General features: G+C 55.6%; 24 protein-coding genes and 1 pseudogene. 18 read left to right on the forward strand and 7 right to left on the reverse strand.

The annotated features are described in order from the left end of the window. Positions 1 to 57: 57 nt before the first annotated feature. The 3 genes from DOM32_RS16845 to DOM32_RS16855 are packed head-to-tail and all read right to left on the reverse strand — an operon-like array spanning position 58 to position 3,644. Entirely contained in the window at positions 58 to 1,281 is a 1,224-nt protein-coding gene (locus DOM32_RS16845) for a CaiB/BaiF CoA transferase family protein (protein WP_110636731.1), read from the reverse strand. Between the two features lie 42 nt (positions 1,282 to 1,323). Continuing rightward, the gene (locus tag DOM32_RS16850) at positions 1,324 to 2,853 is read right to left on the reverse strand and encodes a 3-hydroxyacyl-CoA dehydrogenase (RefSeq protein ID WP_110636733.1); all 1,530 of its coding nucleotides are present in this window, start codon (positions 2,851 to 2,853) and stop codon (positions 1,324 to 1,326) included. Next, positions 2,853 to 3,644: an enoyl-CoA hydratase gene (locus DOM32_RS16855; protein ID WP_110636736.1), complete on the reverse strand. Its 792-nt coding sequence runs from the start codon at positions 3,642 to 3,644 to the stop codon at positions 2,853 to 2,855. Before DOM32_RS16855 ends, DOM32_RS16850 begins: the two co-directional genes overlap by 1 nt. Before the next feature lie 281 nt (positions 3,645 to 3,925). On the opposite strand from DOM32_RS16855, the gene DOM32_RS16860 reads away from it, so the two are divergent. From DOM32_RS16860 to DOM32_RS16910, 12 genes and pseudogenes are all read left to right on the forward strand, one after another. Next, positions 3,926 to 4,744 carry an IclR family transcriptional regulator gene (locus DOM32_RS16860; protein WP_208625404.1) on the forward strand — a complete coding sequence of 273 codons (819 nt, stop codon included), beginning with the start codon at positions 3,926 to 3,928 and terminating at the stop codon, positions 4,742 to 4,744. Between the two features lie 52 nt (positions 4,745 to 4,796). Further along, positions 4,797 to 5,951, forward strand: coding sequence for an acyl-CoA dehydrogenase family protein (locus tag DOM32_RS16865; RefSeq protein ID WP_110636742.1), 1,155 nt, complete (start codon positions 4,797 to 4,799; stop codon positions 5,949 to 5,951). Between the two features lie 307 nt (positions 5,952 to 6,258). Further along, positions 6,259 to 7,665 (forward strand): hypothetical protein, encoded by a 1,407-nt coding sequence (locus DOM32_RS17840; protein ID WP_157957111.1) that lies wholly within the window; start codon positions 6,259 to 6,261, stop codon positions 7,663 to 7,665. Between the two features lie 297 nt (positions 7,666 to 7,962). After that, positions 7,963 to 8,949 carry a Bug family tripartite tricarboxylate transporter substrate binding protein gene (locus DOM32_RS16875; protein ID WP_110636748.1) on the forward strand — a complete coding sequence of 329 codons (987 nt, stop codon included), beginning with the start codon at positions 7,963 to 7,965 and terminating at the stop codon, positions 8,947 to 8,949. Positions 8,950 to 9,025: 76 nt separating this feature from the next. After that, positions 9,026 to 9,526: a tripartite tricarboxylate transporter TctB family protein gene (locus DOM32_RS16880; protein ID WP_110636751.1), complete on the forward strand. Its 501-nt coding sequence runs from the start codon at positions 9,026 to 9,028 to the stop codon at positions 9,524 to 9,526. Positions 9,527 to 9,558: 32 nt separating this feature from the next. Beyond that, entirely contained in the window at positions 9,559 to 11,067 is a 1,509-nt protein-coding gene (locus tag DOM32_RS16885; protein WP_110636754.1) for a tripartite tricarboxylate transporter permease, read from the forward strand. After that, a complete protein-coding gene (locus DOM32_RS16890; protein WP_208625405.1) occupies positions 11,064 to 12,080 on the forward strand; it encodes an NAD(P)H-quinone oxidoreductase in 1,017 nt (338 codons plus the stop codon). Before DOM32_RS16885 ends, DOM32_RS16890 begins: the two co-directional genes overlap by 4 nt. An 81-nt stretch (positions 12,081 to 12,161) precedes the next feature. Further along, on the forward strand, positions 12,162 to 13,523 hold the full coding sequence (gene hglS / locus DOM32_RS16895; RefSeq protein WP_110636757.1) for a 2-oxoadipate dioxygenase/decarboxylase HglS: 1,362 nt from the start codon (positions 12,162 to 12,164) through the stop codon (positions 13,521 to 13,523). Between the two features lie 174 nt (positions 13,524 to 13,697). After that, complete coding sequence (locus DOM32_RS16900; protein WP_110636760.1) at positions 13,698 to 14,009, forward strand: DUF1153 domain-containing protein; 312 nt, start codon at positions 13,698 to 13,700, stop codon at positions 14,007 to 14,009. 35 nt (positions 14,010 to 14,044) lie between these two features. Continuing rightward, positions 14,045 to 14,404, forward strand: coding sequence for a hypothetical protein (locus DOM32_RS17950; RefSeq protein ID WP_208625406.1), 360 nt, complete (start codon positions 14,045 to 14,047; stop codon positions 14,402 to 14,404). Next, a complete protein-coding gene (locus tag DOM32_RS17955; protein ID WP_208625407.1) occupies positions 14,331 to 14,816 on the forward strand; it encodes an integrase core domain-containing protein in 486 nt (161 codons plus the stop codon). Before DOM32_RS17950 ends, DOM32_RS17955 begins: the two co-directional genes overlap by 74 nt. A gap of 50 nt (positions 14,817 to 14,866) precedes the next feature. After that, a pseudogene (locus DOM32_RS16910) lies at positions 14,867 to 15,049 on the forward strand (IS3 family transposase); the annotation flags it as partial. On the opposite strand, the gene DOM32_RS16915 reads toward DOM32_RS16910, so the two are convergent. The 4 genes from DOM32_RS16915 to DOM32_RS16930 form a co-directional block, all read right to left on the reverse strand. Beyond that, on the reverse strand, positions 15,048 to 15,791 hold the full coding sequence (locus DOM32_RS16915; protein WP_110636763.1) for an SDR family NAD(P)-dependent oxidoreductase: 744 nt from the start codon (positions 15,789 to 15,791) through the stop codon (positions 15,048 to 15,050). The pseudogene DOM32_RS16910 and the gene DOM32_RS16915 overlap by 2 nt on opposite strands. A gap of 91 nt (positions 15,792 to 15,882) precedes the next feature. After that, positions 15,883 to 16,173 carry a muconolactone Delta-isomerase gene (gene catC / locus DOM32_RS16920; protein ID WP_110636766.1) on the reverse strand — a complete coding sequence of 97 codons (291 nt, stop codon included), beginning with the start codon at positions 16,171 to 16,173 and terminating at the stop codon, positions 15,883 to 15,885. 43 nt (positions 16,174 to 16,216) lie between these two features. Continuing rightward, positions 16,217 to 16,513, reverse strand: coding sequence for a YciI family protein (locus DOM32_RS16925; protein WP_110636769.1), 297 nt, complete (start codon positions 16,511 to 16,513; stop codon positions 16,217 to 16,219). Between the two features lie 26 nt (positions 16,514 to 16,539). Continuing rightward, positions 16,540 to 17,874, reverse strand: coding sequence for a short-chain fatty acid transporter (locus DOM32_RS16930; RefSeq protein WP_110636772.1), 1,335 nt, complete (start codon positions 17,872 to 17,874; stop codon positions 16,540 to 16,542). Positions 17,875 to 18,044: 170 nt separating this feature from the next. On the opposite strand from DOM32_RS16930, the gene DOM32_RS16935 reads away from it, so the two are divergent. From DOM32_RS16935 to DOM32_RS16960, 6 genes are all read left to right on the forward strand, one after another. Continuing rightward, a complete protein-coding gene (locus DOM32_RS16935) occupies positions 18,045 to 18,950 on the forward strand; it encodes a 3-hydroxyacyl-CoA dehydrogenase NAD-binding domain-containing protein (RefSeq protein ID WP_110636775.1) in 906 nt (301 codons plus the stop codon). Then, complete coding sequence (locus tag DOM32_RS16940) at positions 18,947 to 19,975, forward strand: cyclase family protein (protein WP_110636778.1); 1,029 nt, start codon at positions 18,947 to 18,949, stop codon at positions 19,973 to 19,975. The genes DOM32_RS16935 and DOM32_RS16940 overlap by 4 nt, the downstream gene beginning before the upstream one ends. 699 nt (positions 19,976 to 20,674) lie before the next feature. After that, complete coding sequence (locus DOM32_RS16945; RefSeq protein ID WP_110636781.1) at positions 20,675 to 21,493, forward strand: CoA transferase subunit A; 819 nt, start codon at positions 20,675 to 20,677, stop codon at positions 21,491 to 21,493. Further along, positions 21,490 to 22,299 (forward strand): CoA-transferase subunit beta, encoded by an 810-nt coding sequence (locus DOM32_RS16950; protein WP_110636784.1) that lies wholly within the window; start codon positions 21,490 to 21,492, stop codon positions 22,297 to 22,299. Before DOM32_RS16945 ends, DOM32_RS16950 begins: the two co-directional genes overlap by 4 nt. Further along, a complete protein-coding gene (gene pcaF / locus DOM32_RS16955; protein ID WP_110636787.1) occupies positions 22,296 to 23,501 on the forward strand; it encodes a 3-oxoadipyl-CoA thiolase in 1,206 nt (401 codons plus the stop codon). Before DOM32_RS16950 ends, pcaF begins: the two co-directional genes overlap by 4 nt. Positions 23,502 to 23,694: 193 nt before the next feature. Beyond that, positions 23,695 to 24,519, forward strand: a complete 825-nt coding sequence (locus DOM32_RS16960) for an alpha/beta fold hydrolase (protein WP_110636790.1) — start codon at positions 23,695 to 23,697, stop codon at positions 24,517 to 24,519. Positions 24,520 to 24,783 lie beyond the last annotated feature (264 nt).

Raw genomic sequence — 24,783 nt, forward strand, 5'->3', positions numbered from 1 at the left:
GACGAGTACTTTCATATTTGCTCCTAAACTAAAATACTCGAGTCATGAAAATAATGATCAACCTACTACGCCGTCGTCCTTCAGCTGCGACAACTGATCTGCAGAGAGATCAAGATATTCTGAGAGTACATTGTCGGTATCCTGACCCAGTAGCGGCGCCGGTCGCTTGTACTCCACCGGCGTTTCGGAGAGGCGAATCGGGCTACCAACCATTTTGAAGTCAGGATTCATGGGATGGGGGATGTTGACCAGCATGCCACGGGCGTCCACCTGGGGCTCCGCCAACGCACCGGCAATATCATTAATTACCCCAACCGGCACCTTGACCTTGCTGATTCTTTCCACCCATACTTCGGCCGCATCTTGCTTGAAATGGTCCGAGAGAATTTGGGTGATAATGTCTCTGTTCCTGACGCGATTCTCGTTTCTTGAAAACCTGGGATCGGCGGCAAGCTCCGACAGGCCTATGGCGTTGCATAGGGCCACAAACTGAGAATCGTTGCCGCAAGCGATAATGAAATCCTTATCGCTGGCCCGAAATGAGTTGTAGGGCACAATATTGGCGTGTGCATTACCGTAGCGACCAGGCGATACCCCGGTACTCAAGTAGTTCTGGCTCTGATTACCCAAGGCCGCTACCTGAACGTCCAGGAGCGCCATATCGCAATACTGGCCTCGACCAGTCTTTTCACGGGCCAAGAGAGCTGCCTGAATCGCAATGACTGAGTACAGCCCAGTCATTACGTCGGTCACAGCCACCCCCACCTTCTGTGGCCCGCCACCGGGGACGCCATCACGCTCACCGGTGATACTCATCAGTCCACCCATCCCCTGGATGATGAAATCGTAGCCGGGTTCCTGAGCACGTGGTCCCGTCTGACCGAAGCCCGTGACGGAACAATAGACCAAGCAGGAGTTGATACGGGAAAGCGACGCGTAATCCAGCCCATACTTCTCCAAAGACCCCGCCTTGAAATTTTCGATCAGCACATCGCTTTCAGCGGCCAGAGCCCGGACGATTTCCTGCCCTTTCTCGCTGGCAATATCGACGGCCACGGAACGCTTGTTACGATTGGAGGACTGGTAGTATGAGGCCTCTTGAGTATCCTCACCCTGCGCATTCTTCATGTAAGGAGGCCCCCAGGCCCGGGTATCATCTCCCCTTGCAACACGCTCCACCTTGACGACATCGGCCCCGAGATCAGCCAGCACCTGGCTGCACCAGGGACCAGCCAGCACTCGGCTCAAGTCGAGCACACGAATTCCCGTCAGCGCGCCCATTACGTCCACCTCGATTCGTCCAACATGATAAACCTCCCGACATCACCGAATACTGGATGCTTCGTGCAACAGGGATACCCCTAGCGTGGCGCGCCTGCGCAGCCACGGGCTTGGGCGATACCGCGGATCCCCCGTCAGCGCGTTGATACGCTCAAGGATGGCCAGCAATCGTTTCGGACCCAACGCATCCCCCCACGCCAGTGGGCCATGCGGATAGTTGAGCCCCAGTCTTACGGCATTATCGATATCGATAGGCGTGGCAATCCCACGCTGGGCAATGTCACAGGCCAGGTTGACTACCGAGGCAAGCACTCGCTGGGAGACAAACCCCACACTGTCACGAATCACAGTGACTCCGACGCCATCCGACGCCAACAGGGCGTGAGCCGCCTCACGCATGTCCTGTCGCGTGACCGGCGTCATCATCAGGGTCCGGTGACGGTCAAGGCTCTGCAACGCATCGAGGCAGAGCGTTCGCTCAGGGGCGACACCGAAGTGCGCACTGGCACTGACGGCATCTTCACCCAAAGGCAGCAATAGGCAGAGCGCCTCCTCCGAAGGTGAGCCGGACGACTCCACTCGACCGCCAAGCGACTCCAGCAGTGCCATCACCTGATCGCGCTCGGCGGCGTCTTCACACCCTACCCAGATCGGCGGAACATGGCTCACCTTGGGCACCGGCTGGGTAGCAAAGGCATCGGCTTTTCGTCCGCCTTCGTAGCGGTAAAAGCCAACGCCCGTCTTGCGCCCCAGGCGGTTACCTTTCAGCATCTGCTGGGTAACGTAGGAAGGCCGATAGCGCGGATCGTGATAGAACTGCTCGAAGATGGATTCCATTGCGGGGTGGGACACATCCAACCCCGTCAAGTCGAGCAGCTCCAAGGGCCCCATCCGGAAACCAGCCTCCTCGCGGAGTATGTGGTCGATATCCTCAGGCGCCGCCACGCTCTCTTCCAAGATCATCAGCCCTTCCGTGCTGTAGGCGCGTCCGGCATGGTTGACGATGAACCCAGGGGTGTCCTGGGCATGCACGCCGGCATGGCCTAGCCTGCTCGCCAACTCTAGCAGCGTATCGACAACTGCATTATCGGTGTCGATCCCGTCGGCTACCTCGACGACCTTCATCAGGGGCACGGGATTGAAGAAGTGGAAACCGGCCACCCGGCCAGGACACGACAATCCCGAAGCAATGGCCGTGACAGACAGGGACGAGGTATTCGTCGCCAAGATGCACTCCCTGGAAACGATTGCCTCCAGGTCGGTGAACAGGGCTTGCTTGGCTTCCAGATCCTCAACGATCGCCTCGATGATCACATCGCAATCTGCCAAGTCCGCCATCGATTCGGCGACCTTGAGGTGCAACAAGGCGGCATCGGCGGATTCACGCGAGACCTTGCCCTTGCCCACCAGCTTGTCGAAGGTTGCCTGTAGTCCATCGCGCGCAGCGCTCACCGCCCCGTCTCGCTTGTCAAACAGCACGACTTGCAAGCCAGCCTGGGCAGCAATCTGCGCAATCCCCACCCCCATTACCCCGGTGCCGACGATTCCCACCCGGTTCACTTCTCTTGACATTACGACTCTCCCCGGTAATTCGGTTTGCGCTTCTCTATGAACGCAGCCGCCCCTTCCTTCTGATCCGCAGTATCGAAGAGCATTTGGAAGGCTTTCCGCTCAAGGACCAGTGCGCTATCCAAAGGCAAATCGGCACCCGCGAGTACCGTCTCCTTGATCTGTTCCAGCGCCAGCGAGGGTAGAGACGCAATCTCGTGGGCCAGTGCCTTGGCGCGCTCCAAGGTCTGGTCGTCTGCCACAACTTCACTGACTAGCCCCATACGTAGAGCCTCAGGCGCCGAAACCAGGCACCCGGTCATCAGCATGCGCATGGCCTGGAACTTGCCTACCGCCCGAACGAGGCGCTGCGTCCCGCCAGCCCCGGGCATTAGGCCCAGTTTGACCTCAGGCTGACCGAATCGAGCCGTCTCTCCCGCCACGATAATGTCGCAGTGCATGGCAAGTTCGCAGCCACCGCCCAAGGCGAATCCGTTCACCGCGGCGATTACCGGCTTGGGGCAAAGCGCAATAGGCTCCCAAAAGCGCTCATTGTGGCGCTGATGCATCTCGGCAGGGGACACCGTAGCGAACTCCTTGACGTCGGCCCCAGCCACGAAGACGTGCTCGCCGCCCGTCAGCACAATGGCCCTCACCTCATCTCGGTGAGCCAGAGACGAGAAATGTTCGGCTAACTGACGCCTGATCGCAGCATTGAGCGCATTCTTGGCCTCTGGTCGATCGATTCGAACCACGGCTACACCATCGACTAGTGACGCCAGGTAAGCCTCGGCTAGCTGTTGCTTTTCATTCATGTAGCACCTAATTGTTAATATGTCCGCTATACGGACTTTTATTTTGCTATATCATTAAATTACACACTTTCCTGAAAGACTGTCAATGAAACCCTAGGTCCCGGAGCAACCCCTCTATTCATCTCAAGGCAAAGAGGAGCAAGCAGTAGCCATGGCATGCTACGAAAGTACAAAAAATATTATTATGTCTGCAGTGCGGGCTTTTCGTTCGACGGATTGACATTTTCAGAGCAATGCACGCAAACTCTTTCCCCAGTTACTTGCGGCCGGAGCGAGGCTCGGTGAAAAAAAGAGACAGTGGCGACTTCCAGATCGTGGTGGACCTAATCCATACAGAGGAAGAACAGGAGAAAGACCGACAGTTCGTGACATCGCTGGCAAGAGGGCTGGAGCTGCTACGTTGCTTCACCCCGCGTGACAGCATGCTTAGCAATCTCGATCTGGCAAGAAAGACGGGGCTTCCGCGTCCTACCGTGAGCAGGCTGACGCACACGCTAGCTAGACTAGGCTATCTACGCCCTCTACCACGCGGGAAATATCAACTGGATGTAGGCGTTATGTCCTTTGGCTACTCCATGATATCCAATCTGCCGATTCGCTCGGTTGCACAGCCATTGATGATCAACCTCGCTAACGAGGTAGGCGCAACCGTATCCATGTCCGCCCGAGACCGTCTCGATATGGTCTACTTGGACGTGGTACAGAGCGCCCTACGTTCGACCATTCGCCGCCAGATAGGGACACGTCTCCCTATTCATCAGAGTTCAGCGGGACGAGCTTGCCTAGCAGCCATGCCTCGAGATGAAGCCGAGGTGATAATGGAACATATCAAGGAGAGCAGCCCAAAGGAGTGGCCAAGCATACGCAGAGCGCTGGAGCGTGCCTTTAGGGATTACGCAGACTATGGTTATTGTCTTTCGATCGGCGAGTGGCAACGAAAAGTGAATGCGGTTGCAGTCCCTCTTAGCCATCCGCAACTGGGCATACTGTCATTCAACTGTGGGGGTCCAGAATTTCAGATTTCCCGCGAAAAGCTTGAAGAGTCCATCGGCCCAAGACTGGTACAGATGGTCAATGATATAGAAACGCAGATCTCGTGAACTACGAGATATACTAGGTAGTAATCAAAAATAAAATCAGCGAGGAAAGATTATGATTCGCGACCAGGAAACAATGCAGATCCTTCTGGATTCCATTCGAAGCTTCATCAATGAAGCCCTCATTCCCCGAGAGGAGGAGGTTTCCGAGACAGATGAGATCCCTGAGGATATCGTATCTCAGATGCGTGATATGGGACTCTTTGGACTCACCATTCCTGAGGAGTTTGGTGGACTCGGCGTTACCATGGAAGAAGAGGTCAATATTGCCTTTGAACTGGGTCACACGTCCCCAGCGTTCCGTTCCTTCATCGGTACAAATAATGGCATCGGCTCTATCGGCATTCTGCTGGACGGTACTGATGTGCAAAAATCTACCTATCTGCCTAGATTGGCGAGCGGCGATATTCTCGGCGCTTTCTGTCTAACGGAACCCGATTCAGGATCCGATGCGGCGTCACTGAGAACCACCGCCGTCAGGGATGGGAATGATTATATTATTAACGGCACCAAGCGCTACATCACCAACGCCCCACATGCTGGAATTTTTACCGTCATGGCGCGTACCAATCCCGATATCAAAGGTGCCAAGGGTATAAGCGCATTTATTGTAGACTCCGATGTAAAAGGAATCACCATTGGCAAACGGGACAAAAAAATGGGCCAGAAAGGCGCACACACAGCTGATGTAATCTTCGATAATGTGCGTGTCCCGGCCAGTGCTTTGATAGGTGAGAAAGAAGGAGTCGGGTTCAAAACTGCTATGAAGGTGCTTGACAAGGGGCGTCTACACATAGCTGCCATAGCTGTAGGAGCCGCCGAACGCGTGCTGGAGGACTCCCTACGGTACGCCATGGAAAGAAAGCAATTTGGTCGCACCATTTCTGACTTCCAGTTGATTCAAGGCATGCTGGCTGATTCTAAGGCTGAAATCTATGCTGCCAAATGCATGGTACTGGATGCAGCGCGTAAACGTGACGAAGGTTTGGACGTTAGCACCGAGGCCTCCTGTGCCAAGATGTTCGCCACTGAAATGTGTAGTCGAGTCGCCGACAAGGGGGTTCAGATCCATGGCGGCGCTGGCTATATTAGCGAATATGCCGTTGAGCGATTCTATCGCGATGTACGTCTTTTCCGGCTTTATGAAGGTACTACCCAAATCCAACAGGTGATCATCTCTCGTAATATGATCCGAGAGGCGGAGGCATAACTCAATTGACTGCCAACCATAACTGCGGACTCCAACTGGCCACGCAACCAACATCTTAGGTGCTGTCTGAAAAGTCGACGAGCGAAGGCCAGGCAAGGCAAAAATCGGCGAAAATGCGGAGTTTACAGGGTGTAAATAAGCATTTTGAGCCGATTTTTAACGCCGCATGGGCGAGCGCAGTACTTTTCAGACAGTGCCTAGGGCTAAGCGTGTCAATTGTGACTAATGTGGCAACGTCGACCCATATAAACTCATTCGATATGTTTCTAAAATCCACTGAGCTACATCAGCAGAGGGTGGCTGGATTATGATATTCACAAAAGTCCTGCCTGCCATGAACATGTGGTCCAGTTGGCTACTTGCCGCATTGTCTGTCTTGGTTGTATGGCGAGAGCTTGCCGGCTCAGACGTCGCGGGTTATATATCTAATTTGCTGCTAGTAGGCTTTCTGATATTGGGTTGGCCGCGCTTCAGTCCTATGGCACGTCTGCTAGCGCTGGTGTGTGTGGGAGCGACACTATTAACATTAATGCAGCTAGCGTCTCCCTGGGCCAAATTATATGAAGCTACTAATAGTTTCACTTTTTTGGCTGCTTTCATGACTGCATTGGCGCTGCTGCGGCTACCTGCCTATCGCTCCCGCCTGATTCGTCGCTGCGGGCAGAGTCTACTGAAGCAACCTCCTGCTTGGCGTTATCCCTTACTCTCCTTGGGCTCCACTCTATTCGGCATCGTACTCAACTTCGGCGTGTTGACTTTATTTATAACGATGATAGACAAGGCAAACACATTAGCTTCGGCCCAAGGCCGAACATGGCTACAAGAAGCGCGCCGCCGTCGCATGCTGCTTGCCACTCTGCGGGGCTTTACGCTGGCTCCGCTGGTATCACCGCTGGGGATTGGGGTGGCCGTTGTGCTAGGAAATCTCCACCCACTTACTTGGGCGGAGCTATTTCCTTATGTGTTGGTAACTGCGATTGGCTTATTCCTGCTCGGCTGGGCCTGTGATCAGCTGTCGGTGCCACAGTCGGCCTCCCACGGTTTATCCACCGCTCAGCCATCGCTAATGCCGCTGGTAATATTAAGCTTGTTGCTTCTGGCTTTGATCTCCTTAGTGTTCGCGATTTCCGTCTGGCTCTCCTTGCGCCTGCCGCAGGCGGTGCTGATAGCAGTACCAATGGGGGCTTGGCTGTGGCTGATGTGGCAGTGTCGTGCGCTGGGGTGGGTGGGCGTGATACCGGCTAGCATAATACTAGGCCGTCGCCTACCAGATGTATTCGAAGGCATTGGCAACGAGATTGTGGCACTGGGCTCAGGAGCTTATCTGGGGTATCTGAGCGTAGCACTACTGAATCCCGCCCAGTTGAGAGATATTGCAGAAATACTGGTGTACATAGGCAATTGGCTGCCAGTACTAGCAATGATGCTTATCGTGTTGCTGGCCCAGTTGGGAGTAAACCCCATCATCAGTGTGACTTTCTTGACCAGTATGGTGGCCCAGGCAGGGCCAGCCGAACTCTCGCTGCCTCTACTGGCGGCAGCGATGTTAGCGGGCTGGTCTTTGACCATGATGTCCTCTCCGTTCACTGCGGCGATGATGATCATGTCGCGTTTCACGGGCATGACAGCGAGGCAGATCTGCCTGAGTTGGAATGGAGCATTCTTGACAATCTCGCTGGCGATGGCCGTCTTGCTGCTTCGGTTGGTGGGCTGAGCAGAGGGTGTTGGTTATACGTCGCTCGGCCTCGGGCTGGTTCAAGCGCAGCAGCGGGAACCGAGAGAGCGAGAGCAGAGCATTATACGTGAAGAGTATCAATTATGCCCCGACGTGCCGCGGTATAGGTATCCATCCCAAGGACAGACTTGGATCGCATTCACTAACAAGATTTTGACATCGCCCCGTTGAGACCAAAGTCGGGTTCTGTAATGAGACGGATCGCTGTACTCTGTTTGTGTTTGCGAATTAAAGTTCGCCAAGCGGACAAAATGATTGGTCAAATCAAGGTGGCGTATGAAAAGCATTTTAAAAGCAGCATGTTGGGCAATTTGTAGCAGTGGGCTTGCCCTTGGCGTTTTCGTGTCGTCGGCCCTCGCTAGCGAGTGGCCGACCGAAGATATCCGCTTGGTCGTACCCTATGCGCCTGGAGGCACTACCGATGTACTTTCGCGCCGCGTGGCTGATCTACTGCAGAGCGAGCTCGACACCAATATCATCGTAGAGAATCGACCCGGCGCGGGTTCTACCGTAGCGACCGCGCGTTTAGCGCGTGGCGGTCGTGATGCTGATCACACCATTCTGATGGCTTCGCCGGGACACACCATCGGCGCGGCAATCTATCCCAACTTGACGTATGATCCAGTTGAAGACTTTGTTTTCCTGCAAAAACTTATCGATATCCCCAATGTGATGGTAGTTCCAGCTGACAGTCCTTATGACAGTGTTACTGACTTTATTAAGGCGGCCAAGAAGCAAAACATGACATTCAGTCACAGCGGTGTAGGGAGCTCAATCCACATGTCCGGCGAGCTCTTTAAATCATTGACCGAGACCAACATGACGGCAGTTCCCTTCGCTGGCAGCGGCGCAGCTTTACCAGCGTTGTTGAGCGGCGATGTCGACGTTTCCTTCGAAAACATGCCGACCGTACTCTCACACATCAAGTCAGGTGACTTGAAAGCGCTAGCAGTAACCTCTGCTGAGCGCTCCAAGGATCTGCCGAACGTGCCGACTCTTCGCGAAATAGGCGATTACAACCTTGACCAGTTTGTCACTACCGCCTGGTTCGGCCTGATCGCTGATAAATCCTTCCCTCTGGAGGCGCAGGAAGCTATGCAATCAGCTCTTGAGCGCGTAATGCAACGGAAGGAATTCCTTGATTTCGCTGATCAGTTGGGTGCCAAACCTGGCCAGGTCGCTGGCGATGAGTTTAAGCAGTTCGTTGCCGAGGACGTGAAACGATGGCAGACGGTGGCGGACCAAGCGGGCATTAGCCAGTAAGTCATCGCAACCCAGCGATGCTAGTGAGGCGAGGAGGATTCATCCTCGCCTTTCCCGTTACATAGAGGTGATAGAAATGTCGACTCCTATCCAAAAGCGAGGTCTGCCGTTTCGAGACTCCGGCGATATCCTTACAGGCGGTATTCTACTGATCGCCTCTGTTGTGCTGTTGTTCTGTTTGATTCCCAATTATATCGGTGAACCGCCCATACTTCAGAATCCTATGATGTCACCGCGTTGGCTGCCGCGCATAGTGGGATGGTTAATGTTTGGCTTATCCATTTTGTTGATTGTACAGGGTATGCTGATTGATAATACTGCTAAAGAGGATGGGCGGCGCATTGTAAAAGGGTCCCACCCTCGTTTCGCTCTGATGATCGTGGCACTCTTGGTCTACTCAGTACTATTTGAGACGTTGGGTGCTGTAATTTCTGGCATTCTGGCTACGCTAATTCTTTTTGCCGCCCACCCGATACGTGCTTACTGGCCCTACAGTTTGGCCATCGCCTTTCCGATAGTCGTTACCTTAATATTCGTCAATCTCATGAATGTGCCACTTCCTGTAGTGCCTTTTTGAGACATATCATTTAACTTGGTTCTAGGTGACGTATGGAAATAGTTTCGGAAGCTCTTCAGCTTGTTTTTCATTACGAGAACTTTCTAGCTATTGCGCTGGGGGTCGTGATTGGTGTCGTCGTTGGATCTATACCCGGTCTGACAGCCACCATGGCAGTAGCGCTGGCGCTGCCGTTCACATTTTCGATGGAACCGGTCGCCGCTATTCTGCTACTAGTCGGCATCTATAAAGGCGGTATGTACGGGGGATCGATTACCGCTATTCTGATTCGCACTCCGGGGTCGCCTGCATCGGCATGCACATTGCTTGACGGTTATCCGATGGCTCAGCAGGGGCACGCCAAGAAAGCGCTAAAGACAGCGCTGTATTCTTCGGTTATTGCCGATTTTATATCTAATATCGCATTGATATTCTTTGCGGCTTATTTAGCTAAAATTGCCCTTAACTTCGGTGCTCCGGAGTTTTTCTGGCTGATCTGTTTTTCGCTGACCATTATCATTTCGCTTGCTAGTGGGTCGATGATAAAGGGGCTGTTGGCGGCGCTGATGGGAATTCTGCTCTCGCTGGTGGGGCTGGATGAAGTTTTTGGTTCGCAGCGTCTAACCTTCGGAAACTACAATTTGATGGACTCCATCTCGTTTATTCCGTTATTGATTGGGCTGTTCGCGATACCTGAGATAATCGAGTTCTATCGCAAGAAGGCGGTCCCACATGTTCGGGCTAAGGCTAGTGGGGCTGGGCTATCACTTGCCGAACTCAAGCGCTCCATGAAATGCATAGTGCGTGGCAGCCTGATCGGAGTGATTATCGGAGCTATTCCCGGTACCGGGGCCACCGCAGCCGCTTTCATCTCCTATAGTGATGCTCGCCGACGTTCTCCACGCCGAGAAAATTTCGGCAAGGGTGAGGTGGAAGGGGTGGCCGCCTCAGAAGCTGGGAATAACGGTGTGGCCGGTGCCACCTTGATCCCGCTGTTGTCGTTGGGCATTCCTGGGGACGTGATCACTGCGATTATCTTGGGGGCCTTTATGGTTCATGGTTTAACGCCCGGCCCTGTTCTGTTTCAAGAGAACTTACCCTTAATCTACGCGCTGTTCATGGGTATCATGTGCAGCTCGCTAGTGCTATTGATTGTCGGCAATGGAGCCATTAAATACTTCTCACTTATTGCTGAGATTCCTAAGGAAATTCTCTTTCCTATCGTATTGATGTTTTGCGCCTACGGTGCTTATGCCGTGAATAACAATATCTTCGATGTTTGGCTGATGCTGGGATTCGGTGTCATGGGATATGTTTTCAATCGTGCTGCGATTCCGGCGGCTCCCTTCCTTATTGGCTTTATCCTTGGGCCAATGTTCGAGGACAATTTAAGGCGCTCATTATTGATCGGTCAGAATGACTTGTCGGTCTTCGTTCGTGGACCTATCACTTGGTTCTTCATCGCACTGACTGTAGGGTCGATTCTGCTAGCTCTCTATCGCTTTGTCTCCTCGCGTCGTCACTCTTCGCACGGTGACAACACCTCCCAGGAGGCGCCATGAGCACTATGCGTGCTATCGAGATTATAGCGTCGGGCGAACCAGAGGTACTGCGCCTGACGCGACGTCCCGTACCGACGCACGGTAAGGGAGAGGTGTTGATTCAAGTTGCCTCCTTCGGCATTAATCGACCCGATATTTTCCAGCGTCGAGGCAATTACCCGGTACCTCCCAACGTCACCGACATTCCGGGACTCGAGGTGGCTGGCAAAATTGTTGCGGGCGACCTCGACCACACCTACAACCCTTTTGGTCTGGCACTAGGTGATCGGGTCTGTGCTTTGCTGCAGGGAGGTGGTTACGCTGAGTATTGCGCTGTCCCATTGGTGCAGTGTCTACCCTATCCTGAGGGTTTTGATGATGTCGAGGCAGCGGCTTTACCCGAGACCTACTTCACGGTATGGAGCAATGTCTTTCAACGCGCCGCCTTAGGCCAGGGACCGCTCGGTCAGGATGAGAGCTTGCTAGTACAAGGTGGCAGTAGCGGTATCGGCACGGTGGCTATCCAGTTGGCGGCACAGCGGGGGCATCGCGTTTTCGCCACGGCGGGTTCGCGTGAAAAATGCAATTTCTGCGAATCACTGGGCGCCGAACGAGCGCTCAACTATCGCGAGTTGGATTTTGCCTCCGAGGTTATGTCGTTGACTGACGGTCGTGGTGTAGATGTGATCCTCGATATGGTGGGCGGTGATTATCTGCCGCGCGAGCTGGCCTGCGTTGCCGACGATGGGCGGATTGTGATCATTGCGTTGCAGCGTGGGAAGGAGGCAACTATTCCACTGTCTGACATCCTGCGCCGCCGCGTGACTATGACTGGCTCTACTCTGCGCCCGCAGGGTGCTTCCTTTAAAGGGGCGATCGCCAGGGAACTGCACACTGAAGTCTGGCCATTGCTGGCCAGCCGAACCATTAAACCGATTATAGAGACTGTCTTGTCGGCGGAGAGTATTGTCGAGGCGCACCAAATGATGGAAGCGGGCAAGCATAAGGGAAAGATCATGCTGAGCTGGGATTAATCTAGGCGATCGTTATCAGGCTGCTGCCGATGTCGTGAGGCAACTGACCTGATCCTTTTTATCTGTAGCGAGGTACTCCATATGAACGATTCTTTTCTCAGCCCTGACCGGATTCGGGATTGCTTCTCACGTGCGATTTCTGACATGTATCGGGAGGAAGTGCCTCAGTACGGCACTCTGCTGGAGCTAGTCGAGCAGGTTAACCGTGCCACGCTTGAGCGCCACCCGGCCCAACAGAAGGCAATGGCTGAAGATGGAGAACTTGAGCGACTCGGAATCGAAAGACATGGCGCGATCCGTGTGGGCAGCGCAGAAGAGCTGGCACTGCTTCGACGTATGTTCGCCGTAATGGGCATGTTCCCGGTAGGCTACTACGACCTTTCTATGGCCGGTGTACCGGTACATTCTACCGCATTTCGCCCCGTCGACGATGAGGCCTTACGCCGAAATCCTTTTCGCCTATTTACTTCGCTGTTGCGCTTGGAGCTGATCGCCGATACCGAGCTGCGTGAGCGAGCAGCCAACATCATAGCCTCGCGTAAGATTGTCACTTCGCAGGCAATGGCGCTGATAGAGCGGTACGAGGCGAAGGGCGGGCTAACCGAATCAGAGGCCAAATGCTTCGTTGCGGAGGCGCTGGAGACCTTTCGCTGGCATCGCGATGCGACCGTTGATCTAGCCACCTATGAAAAATTACATGCTGAGCACCGCCTGGTTGCTGATGTGGTCTGCTTTCGTGGCCCACATATTAACCATCTTACCCCGCGCACACTGGATATTGATGAAGTGCAGCGGCGTATGCCAGCTACTGGCATCACGCCCAAGGCTATCATCGAAGGTCCTCCGTGGCGGTGCTGCCCGATCCTGCTTCGACAGACGAGTTTCAAGGCGCTGGAGGAATCGATCTTCTTCGCCGACGAATCCCAAGGGCGACATGCTGCTCGGTTCGGGGAAATTGAACAGCGCGGCGTGGCATTGACTCGCAAGGGCAGAGAACTTTATGACCATATACTAGCCGCTTCATGTGAGGGGGGCGACGATAACGAGGCCCACCAGGAACACTTGCGTGAGGTCTTCGCTGCTATTCCCGACGATGAAGCGACACTGCGCCGAGATGGCTTGGCTTTTTTTCATTATCGTGCTGTGCCGGGTGCCAAAACGTTAGAGGAAGCCGGTTTCGACCGGATCGAGGCATTGATCGAACAGGGTGTCCTGATCGCTACGCCAATGACCTACGAAGACTTCCTTCCGGTCAGCGCAGCAGGCATCTTCCAGTCGAATTTGAACGATGGGATGCGCGATCAATATGTCAGTCGGTCTAGACAAGACCTTTTTGAACAGGCGCTTGGCGAGACTGTAATAGATGAAATTGAGCTCTATGAACGTCGCCAGCAGGCATCGCTCGAGCGCGCATTGGCTCAATTAAAAGTGGCGTTGGGTTGAGCATCGGCCACACCTGACCTGCCACGGGATTTTTCCTCCATCGTCGATTAGAGTCCGATCTAACCGGAGGACGGACGATGAAACGAGCAAGATTCACGGAAGAGCAGATTATCGGCATGAAGTGACCCCCTCCAGAACTGCACAGGGTTATAGTGCAGCCATCAGGGGGACAGGATGAGCGACGACAACTCCATCAAGCGATGGACCGCGAAGCGCAAGGCCGCCGTGGTCATGGATATCTTCAAGGGCAAGACCACGGCTGCTGAGGTGGCTCGCCAGTACGATCTCACTGTCTCCGAGATCGAGGGCTGGATCGATGAAGCCCAGCGCAGCATGGAGAACGGGTTCAAGGCCCGCCCCAAGGACATCCGTGAGCAGTACGAGTCCGAGCTCCGAGAGACCAAGGAGGCACTGGGCGAAGCTCATCTGCAGATCTATGCGCTAAAAAAATTCAAGCGCCTGCTCGACGAGGACGAGAATTCATAAGGTCGCTGCAGGCGCAACTGGCCGAGGAAGGCCATGTGGTATCGCTCGTCAAGCTCTGCCGCTGGCTGGGGTTCCCCCGGCGGAGCCTGTATTACCGGCCCAAGCTGCGGCAGCGTATCATCAATGTCGATCTGGCGGCACGGGTGAAGCTGACCCTGGAGCGGTTCCCCACCTATGGCTATGGCCGCCTGGCTTGTGTTCTGGGTGAGAACCGCAAGCCAATACAGCGCATCCTGCAGTTGAAAGACTGGCAGGTGCGCAAGCGGCCACAGGGCTTCCGCCCGCGTGCCAAGAGCCTTCCGTCTGTCGCGTCACGGCCTGATGAACGCTGGGCAACGGATCTTACGCACGTGTGGTGCGGCAAGGATCGGCGGGCTAGTCTGGCGGATCATTGATTGCTGTACGCGAGAGATCCTCGGCTGGCGATTATCGGACAGCAGCAAGACCGCTGAGGCCGCGCTGGAGGAAGCGCTGATCTATCGATTGGGGGCACTGGGACGTGTTCAGCAACCGCTGGCACTACGCTCCGACAACGGCCTGGTCTTCAGCAGCCGGCACTACAAGGGCACGGTGAAGGCCTATGGTCTCATCCAGGAGTTCACGATGCCGTATACACCGGAACAGAACGGGCTCGTGGAGCGCTTCTTCCGATCCTTGAAGGAGGAGTGCATCTGGCTCCATCGCTTCGAGTCGCTGGGCCAAGCCAGGGCCGTGATCGACCGTTGGATCCGATACTACAACGAAGAGCGGCCACATCAGTCGCTGGACTATGTGGCACCCAGGGCACACCCCGCATTAGCTGCGTAGGGTGTGCAGAAACCAGGGGGTCATTACAATAGTCGCTGGATGAAAGTTCGGTGGCAGGTCAATGCCTCGCCATGATCCCGGAAACCTTGATATCCGGGCGACGAGTCGCGCGTGAATTGACAGCGTTTCTCGAACAGAGGGTAAAGCCCGGCATGATCGTATCGGACAATGGTACCGAACTGACTTCCCCACGCTGGGGTGCCGAGCATCGAATCGAATGGCACTACATTGCTAGCCGACCGTGACGCCGCCACATACGAAGAGGGTCTGGCCGGTAATAAAGCTGCTGCGCTCGTCGCAGTAAAAGCTAACGGCTTGCGCTACATCCTCAGGCTGGCCCATGCGACCTAGCGGAATATTATCGATGATGTGACGAGCGCGTTCGGAGTCGGGTGGGTTGTTCTGCCAAAAGGCACTAGTGGCTATGGGGCCAGGTGCGACACAGTTGACGGTAATGCCGTACTCTGCCAACTCCAGCGCCCAAGTTCTGGCCATGGATTGCAGTGCTCCTTTGGTGGCGCTGTAAATAGTGCGCGCCTCCTTGCCCAGTACCACACGGCTGGTATTCAGCACTATACGACCCATGCCGGAAGCCTTCATACTGGGCAGTAGCGCTTGGGTGCAGACCAGCGCCGAGCGTACGTTCAGGTGCATCAACTTGTCGAAGTCCTTGAGCCTTGCCTCCTCAAGCAGTGCCGGGGCGACGATACCCACGTTATTGACTAACCGGGTTACCGTATAATGCGCGGCGATCTCCTCCATTGCCTGCCGGGTGGCGTCGGCATCGGCAAGGTCCACCTGACGTGCCTCCGCTTTCAGCGAGTCCGCTCCCGGCTCGACGATATCCACCACGATGACTTGATAGCCATCCTGCTGGAGTCGAAGTGCGATGGCCTGGCCGATATTCCTTGCTCCTCCAGTAACCACGGCGCAGTGGCGTCGAGAAGTTTGGCTTTGCGCAGCGTCTTGGCTCATTCAGGTATCCTCGATGGCTCAATGCCGGTTGAACATATGTATGGTAGGCAATCGCTCTTCGATAAACACGACGAGGCAATTGGTAGGACTCTTAGGAATCGTCCTCGTGGATAGAGGAAGGATGACGACATAGTGGCTTCACCTGAATATCCATGTAGGGAAACAGGGGTAAGCCACTGATGAGATCCTGAAGTTCGGCATTGCCAGTGACGTCAAAGATACTGACGTTGGCGTAGCTACCGGCGATCCGCCAAAGATGACGCCATTTGCCCTGCCGTTGCAGCTCCTGCGAGTAGGCTTTCTCTTTCGCCTTGATGTCAGCCGCTTGCTCGGGCGGCATGTCCGGCGGCAGCTTCACCGTCATTTCTACATGAAACAACATTGCGATTTCCCCATTGTATTTGCGCTACGAGATTGTACTTGCGCTACAGAGTGTTCTTCCGATTCAGGTAGGCTTGCCGCCAGCGCACGATCTTGACCTCGGTGAATAACGCCGCCTGATGGAATGGATCGGCCTCGATGAAGCGTTCGGCCTCTTCGCGGTTGTCTAGATCGACTAGGTAGATGCCGCCGGAAGCCGTCTTGCCATCATCGGAAAGCTTGGCGCCACAAGCCAGCAAGATATTCACGTTGGCATTCAGATAATCCAAATGATCTTGGCGTACCTCCAAGCGCAGGGCGTGGCGGTCGGGCTTGTCGAAGGTTTCGATCAGAAAAGGCATGTGCAAATCTCTGTTGGTAAACTTTGTCAGGCGCCGAGGTAACCCCAGATCAGCATGGCGCTGGCGTAGATGATTCCCAGATAGATCAGAATCAACACCATGTAGCCCATCACGTCGCGCAACTTCAAGCCGGAGATGGCCAGTACCGGGAGGATCCAGAACGGCTGGATCATGTTGCTCCACTGGTCACCGACCTGTACCGCTAGTGCCGTGGCTGCCTGGGAAGCCCCGATTTCCGTTGCGGCTTGCACCATGACCGGGCCCTGAACCGCCCACTGGCCGCCACCGGACGGTGCCAGCAGGTTGATGATGGCGCCGCTGATGAATGACCAGAGAGGAAGGGTTTGCGCGCTGGAGATATCAACGAAGATAGTGGCGAATGAAACCACTAGGCCCGACCCCACCAGAATCCCCATGATCCCGGCATAGAAAGGGTATTGGACGACAATCCCCGAGACGATGCGAATCCCGTCCGCCAATGCGGCCAAGTAGTTGGCCGGCGAGGCAAACAGCAAGATACCCAGGAACAGGAAGGCAAAGTTGACGGTGTTGAGATTCAGCGAGCCACCATCAAAAATGTATAAAGCGATATACAGCATGCCTAGCAGGCCGATGCCGATACCCACCACTTTGCTACGATTCAGGCGCTCGGCAATGGTGATCTTGTCGTCTCCGACAAGAGGAGCTGCGGAGGGCTTGGCGACGGTACTTGGGTCGATTTCAACGATGTCTTTTTCCTGCTTGGGATGCAGCCAAGCATTAAAGAAGGGCAAAGTGAGCAGAATGAGAGCGCTGGTGATCAAGAGAATGGGCGAGAAGATAGTTTCGCTCAACGGGATTAGTCCGATTGCGTCCTCGAGGAAATGTCCTTCGGTGGCGATCAGAAGTGGCACACTTCCGGACAGGCCGATGCCGTAAAGGGCGAAACCCGAGTATGCAGCGGCGATCACCAGCGGGTAATGCAACCCTTTCACGTTGAGCGCCAGCTTCTGGGCAACGATGCCGCCGATTACCAGTCCAAAGCCCCAATTCAACCAACTGCCGATGCCGCCCACCAGGGTAGCAACGACAATAGCCATGAACGGTGTCTTGACGCGCGCGGCGAGGCGATTGAGGGCGCCATCCACCAATGGCGTCTTGGCCAGAATGTAGCCCGCCAGAAGGATGACCGTCATCTGCATGCTGAAAGCCAGCAAGTCCCAGAAGCCATCGCCCCAATAGCGTACTGCATTCAATGGGCTAGTATCCTGCAAGAGCACCGCCAGAAGCATTGTGAGGACGGTCAGGAGGATGGCGATGACTAGGGGGTCGGGCATGTAACGGTTAACGAGCCGGGTGAAGAAATTTGCCAGCGCATTCATAGGAAGCGGCCTCATTGTCGGCATGCATGTCATTGTCTATTATGTACGTTATGCGTACTTTAGTTCGTTTGGTGGCCAGATGGTTAACCCGCGAATGTTTTTATTCAATACGACGTTTGTCTAGTTTCGGTAAAAGTGTTGTCTAGAACGAACGAAAGGAAGGAAAGCTGATGCAGGAAGATTCTTTGCAAGCCGTCGTAGTGGGAGCCGGTACGATGGGGGCTACCTTGGCCAAACTTATGGCGGTGCATGGCGTCAAAGTCACCGTGGTAGATACCAATCCGCAAGTTCTGGAAACTAGCCGTTTGCGCATGGGGGCGAATGCTGCCGCTGTTAGCTTCACCACGGAATTGAAGGTGAAGAAGAACCCCGATTTCGTGATCGAGAGCGTGACCGAGAATGTGACGGTCAAGCAGAAGGTATTGGCACAAATTGAGGACGGTGTAGCTGAATCCACCGTCATCATGACCAATACTTCAGGTATTCCGATCGACGATATCAGCAGCGCCATGCGTATTCCGCAGCGGTTCGTGGGAACGCACTTCTTTAACCCGGCGGACATCGTTCCTGTCGTGGAAGTGGTCCCCGGCAGTCATACCGAGGCGCCGGTCGTAGAGCAGACTTGCCGTTGGCTGAGGCGGCTGGGTAAACGGCCTGCCGTGTTGAACACTTGCGTGCCCGGTTTTGTTGCCAACCGGATCCAGCACGCGGTGATGCGCGAATGCCTCTCCTTGTTGGAGAAAGGGGTGGTGGAGACCGCAGCGCTAGACGATATCGTGCAATACTCTATTGGCATACGCATGGCGCTCAACGGCCCGTTATGTCAACGCGATCTCAATGGGCTGGATACCCATCTGAATATCGCTCGTTACCTCTATCCAGATATTGATGCACGTCAGGAGCCTGCGGCTCTCCTCGAAGAGCATGTTGCCCAAGGGCGCTTGGGAGCCAAGGTGGGGCGAGGCTTCTACTACTGGACCGATGAATCGCGTGCGCGACACCAGGCTCAGGAGCGGAAAAGCCTGCAACGCATTATTGAAATAGCTACTCAACACTCAAGTGGAGGCGAACCATGAACCAGCCGCGCTGGATGAAGCGTCCCGAAGGTAGTAATTGGGGCGAGTTCGGCCCTGAAGATCAACTGGGGCGGGTCAACCTGATCGGGCCTGAACAAGTGCTCAAAGGCATCAAGGAAGTGCAAGAGGGAGTGACATTTTGCTTGTCGTTACCCTTGGATATCCCCGGAGGCAGTGTGCTAAACCCCCGTCGCTCGCCGCCAAAGCTGACTCCGACGGCTCTAGGTGACGACCAATATATAAACTTTCCCCTGGCCACTCAAAGCCCCACGCTTTGTGACGTTATCAGTGATGACCAAGTCCAGTTGTCTCTGCAGTACTCTACTCAGTGGGACTCCCTTGCCCATGTGGGGGCTCTGTTCGATGGAGATGACGATGGCACGCCGGAGCGCCGCTATTACAATGGCTACTTGGCAGAGCAGGATGTGCTCAATCTGAGCAGGGCATTGAACCAGCGGCACGGCTCCTATGCCGAGCGTCTGGGGATCGAGACGCTGGCAGTGCATGGTATGCAGGGGCGGGCTGTGTTGGTGGACCTGGTACAGGTCTTCGGCACGGCCAGAACAGTGGTAGGGCACAGGAATTTGATGGGGGCGCTGGAGCAATTGGGCGTGGTAGTGGAACGCGGCGATATGCTGGTATTGCGAACTGGGTTCGCCGAAACGTTATTGGATATGCAGGGCATGCCGCAGCCTGACGTGCTGAAAAATACAGGGGCGGTACTCGATGGCAGCGATTCGGACCTGCTGAAGTGGATCACCGAGAGCGGCATCGCGGCGATCTGTGCAGATAACTATGCGGTGGAAGATTTGGATCGCGAACTGGAACCGGATTGTTGTTCCAAACTTCCATTACATCATCACTGTCTTTTCAAGCTAGGCTTGCCGCTGGCAGAACTGTGGTATCTGAAAGACTTAGCGGAGTGGCTGCATAACCGCGAGCGAAACCGGTTCTTGCTAACGGCACCACCGCTGCGTCTACCGGGAGCCATTGGTTCACCTGTGACCCCGTTGGCAACCGTATAAATGGAATAGGACCCGTAACGAGGAAGCACCGACAAGAGTTTGTAGCGTATCGATCTGGGACGCGATACCGGTGCTGTCGCATACAGTTGCCATAAATATCAAAAATTTATCTGCTTATCATAGGCATCATTGATGCCCAACCTGACGATCTTCAGGCAGTTGTTTTCAGGGCTGCGTCTGTCGTCGCTGCCTCGATTTCCCGATGTTGACGTGGCGCGAATGACGCAGCTACTCGACAGGGCGGCGGCACCGCATACGAATATGATATTGGGATCCCATCATTCGGACATCGGCAGGCGAGCAGCTGTGATCGGCATGAATGGGCCTGACCTTACTCTTTCTGATCTTAAATAGACGCTCTCGCTGATAAGCCTGTTTGTCAAAGGATGGGTAATGGGACTTACATTAGTGCCGGCATCTTTCTTCACTGACTGTATGACATGGCACTAGTGATTCGGGATGCTAAAACCACGTTACGCCTTTATACCTTGGTCGTAATTTATCCGTTTGAGGTAACAGCTGATAATTTAACGACCTTAGTTAAGTTGTTGTTTTTTTAATGATTTTTGTTTCCTCTGATTATTTGATGAGGAGCTGCTAATCACTCTCTTCGTTTGACCAACCGATGTCAAAGCGATAATATTGTTCGTATCACAAACCCATGTTCGCCTTGCGAACATTGTCGAGAGTCGAACTTACATGGCTGAATTTCTTTCTCTGCACGACGCCGTCGCGCGTTATGTCGAAGATGGCGCGACCCTTGCCATGGAAGGGTTTACCCATCTGATTCCCTTTGCCGCTGGCCACGAGGTGATTCGCCAGAGGAAGCGTGATCTCACGCTGATCCGGATGACGCCGGATCTGCTCTATGACCAGATGATCGGTGCCGGTTGCGCCAAGCGCCTGATTTTTTCTTGGGGTGGGAATCCTGGTGTCGGTTCGTTGCATCGGCTGCGCGATGCGGTCGAGAAGGGCTATCCCTATCCAGTCGAGATCTTCGAGCATAGTCACGCTGCCATGGCCTGCGCCTTCGAAGCTGGCGCTGCTGGGCTGCCCCTGGCGGTGTTGCGTGGTTATGTCGGTAGCGATCTGCCCAAGGTCAATTCACAGATCAAGTTCATCGAATGTCCGTTCAGCGGGGAGCGTCTGGCGGCGGTGCCGTCGATCCGGCCTGACGTGGGCATCGTCCACGCTCAGCGCGCCGATCGACGAGGCAACGTGCTGGTCGAAGGAATTGTCGGTGTGCAGAAGGAAGTCGTGCTGGCAGCCGGTCGTAGCATTGTCACGGTCGAAGAGGTCGTCGATGATCTCGCCGCGGGTCCCAACGCCTGCGTGATTCCGGCCTGGGCGATCGATGCTATCTCGGTGACCAAGCACGGAGCCTATCCATCCTATGCCCATGGTTACTATCCCCGCGACAACGCCTTCTACAAAGCTTGGGATGCCATCGCCCGTGACCGCGACGCTTTCGATGTGTGGCTTCAAGACAATGTCTTCACTCAGGGAGACGACACATGAGTGACCGTTATACCGCTGCCGAGATGATGACCGTGACCGCGTCCCGAGCGCTGAGCAACGGCTCTACCTGTTTCGTGGGCATCGGCCTGCCCAGTGAGGCGGCCAATCTCGCTCGCCTGACCCACGCACCGGAAGTCGTGCTGATCTACGAGTCCGGCACTTTGCAGACCAAGCCGGACGTATTGCCGCTTTCAATTGGTGATGGCGAGCTGTGCGAGACCGCGCTGACCACGGTCTCGGTGCCGGAGATGTTCCGCTACTGGCTGCAGGGCGGCCATGTCGATGTCGGTTTTCTCGGCACGGCGCAGATCGACCGTTACTGCAATCTCAACACTACTCTGATTGGCGACTACCGCGAGCCCAAGGTGCGCTTGCCGGGCGGTGGCGGAGCGCCGGAGATCGCAACCAATGCCCGCGAGGTGTTCATCACCGTAAAACACTCGACGCGCACCTTCGTCGAGGCGGTGGATTTTGTCACCACGGTCGGATTCGGGCGTGACGGGACTGCGCGTGACGGCGTGCCCAACATTGGCCGCGGTCCGACTCGTGTCATTACCGATCTATGTGTGATGAAGCCGGATGCTGAGACCAAGGATCTGGTGGTGATCTCGTTGCATCCGGGCGTCACCCGCGAGCAGGTGCGGGAGGCGACCGGCTGGGAGATTCGCTTCGCCGAAGTTCTCGAGTCGACCCCGGAGCCGGATGATAACGAATTGACGATCCTGCGCGAGCTCAAGGCGCGCACCGATCGCCACCACGCGGGTGGTCAGGCCGCCGATCAAACTGACAGAGGGAGCAAAGCATGAACGACGTCTTTCTATGTCGGCCGTTGCGCTCGCCGGTGGGCCGCTTTGGTGGCGCGCTCGCCAGTGTGCGTCCCGATGATCTCGCCGCGCGCTTGTTCGAAGCCGTTTTGGCCCAGCATCCACAGGTGGATCCAGAGGCGATCGATGACGTGATTCTGGGCTGTGCCAACCAAGCTGGAGAAGACAATCGCAGCGTGGCCCGTATGGCGGCGCTGCTGGCCGGCCTGCCGACTTCCGTGCCTGGCTCGACCAGCAATCGGCTGTGCGGCTCGAGCATGGATGCCATCGGTACGGCGGCGCGGGCGATCCGGGCTGGCGAAGCCGACCTGATCCTGACCGGCGGCGTCGAGTCGATGTCGCGGGCGCCCTACGTCATCGGCAAGGCGCAGTCGCCCTATTCGCGCAGTCAGCAGATGGAGGACACCACGATCGGCTGGCGTTTCGTCAATCCGCTGATGGATAAACGCTACGGCACTCACTCGATGCCGGAAACCGCCGAGAACGTCGCTGAGCAGTTCGACATTTCGCGAGAGGATCAGGACCGCTACGCCTACCGTTCGCAGCAACTGACCAAAGCTGCCCAGGAGAGCGGACGGCTCGGCGACGGCATCGTGCCGATCGAGATACCTCGGCGTAAGCAGGAACCGATTATCTTTGATACCGATGAGCATCCACGCCCGGACACCACGCTGGAGAAGCTGTCCAGGTTGCCGACGCCGTTCCGTGAAAACGGCACCGTGACCGCCGGCAACGCTTCCGGCGTCAACGACGGTGCAGCGGCGATGTTCGTCGCCAGCCAGGCAGCCGTCGAGCGGTTCGGCTTGGAACCTGTCGCGCGCATTCACGGTATGGCCACGGCCGGTGTCGAGCCCCGGATCATGGGAATCGGCCCTGTGCCGGCAACGCGTAAGTTGCTCGGCAAGCTCGGCATGACCCTCGAGCAGATGGATGTGATCGAACTCAACGAGGCATTCGCCGCTCAGGTGCTCGCCTGCGCCCGCGAACTCGGTATTGACGATGATGACCCGAGGCTCAACCCCAACGGCGGCGCCATCGCGCTAGGGCACCCGTTGGGCATGTCCGGGGCGCGTATCGTCGCTTCTGCGGCCAATGAGTTGGTCCGTAATAATCAACGCTTCGCGCTTTGCACCATGTGCATTGGCGTTGGACAAGGGATCGCCATCGTCATCGAACGAGTGTGATCGACGTCGAAACATTGCATGGATAAGGTATTTACGATAGAAGCGGTCACTCAATTTTCCGTACGCATTGTCCAAGCTATCTGCCCAGCGCATTCGTGCTGGCTGTAATACTTACCGCTATCGTGTCTGCCTTCGGCATTATGTGGAAACACTTTGCTTGACCGCACACACTGACTTCTCAAGGAACGTGACAATGCCTTTTGCCAACATTGAAAAGCGTACCGTTGCTTACCGATTGCTAGGTGCCGAGGCCAACCCGCTAGTCGTTTTCGCTCACCCGCTCGGGATGACACAGACAGTATGGGACGAGATATTATCGCAACTGCTGCCGCATTATCGTGTGCTGACCTGGGATCTGCCGGGACACGGGGCTAGTCAGGCTTGGCCGACGGAGGGCGGCGCGATAACGCCGGCCGATCTGGCCGCTGAAGCGCTGGCGCTGGCCGATATCGCCGGTGCCGAACGCTTCCACTTCGTCGGCACCTCGATCGGTGGGGTGATCGGCCAGCAACTGATCGCCGCGCATGGCGAACGTCTGCTGACCGCCACGTTGACCAACACCGGTGTGGTGATCGGAAACGCTGAATTGTGGAATACCCGAGCCGGCCGCGTGCGTACCGAAGGGCTCGCAGCCATGACAAGGGAGATCGTGCCTCGCTGGTTTGCGCCAGCCCGGATCGAAGCCGAACCGGCGCTGCAGGACGGATGGTGCGTTCAGATGGGACGCGGCGATGCCGAGTCCTACGCCCGGCTGTGTGAGATGCTGGGGCGGGACACGTTCACAGGACGCCTGCATGGCAAGCGTGTGTCTATCCTCTTGCTCGGTGGTCTTGAGGATGCGGCCACGCCGCCGGCCACGCTCGAGGCATTGGCGCAGGAGTGCGATCAGGCGCCGCTCGAGATCTTCGAAGGGGTGGCGCATGTGCCCTCTATCGAAGCGCCGGCACGCTTCGTCGCGGCACTTTTGAGGCACTGGGCAGGGCGTGATGATGTCGAAGGTCAGGACGTCAGCGAATAGGGTATCGATCGCACGTCCGGTTTCGAAATTCTGAAAGCGGATATTGGATATGGTGGTGCACTTGGAATGCGCCACTGTCATTCCTTTATTATTCGGCCGCTCTTACTAGCAGACGGGCATGCGGCTGGCCTGAGACATTTTATGGATAGGCGAGGCTGCCCTGTGAAACTTTGTCGTAGCGCATGGATTACAAAGGCTGAGTCGATGTGTCACTTGATGAAATGGCCCATTCTGCGCTATCAGCGATGGCTCGAGCGGCGAGCG

The sequence above is a fragment of the Salinicola salarius genome, from assembly GCF_003206135.1.
Taxonomy (GTDB): Bacteria; Pseudomonadota; Gammaproteobacteria; order Pseudomonadales; family Halomonadaceae; genus Salinicola; species Salinicola salarius.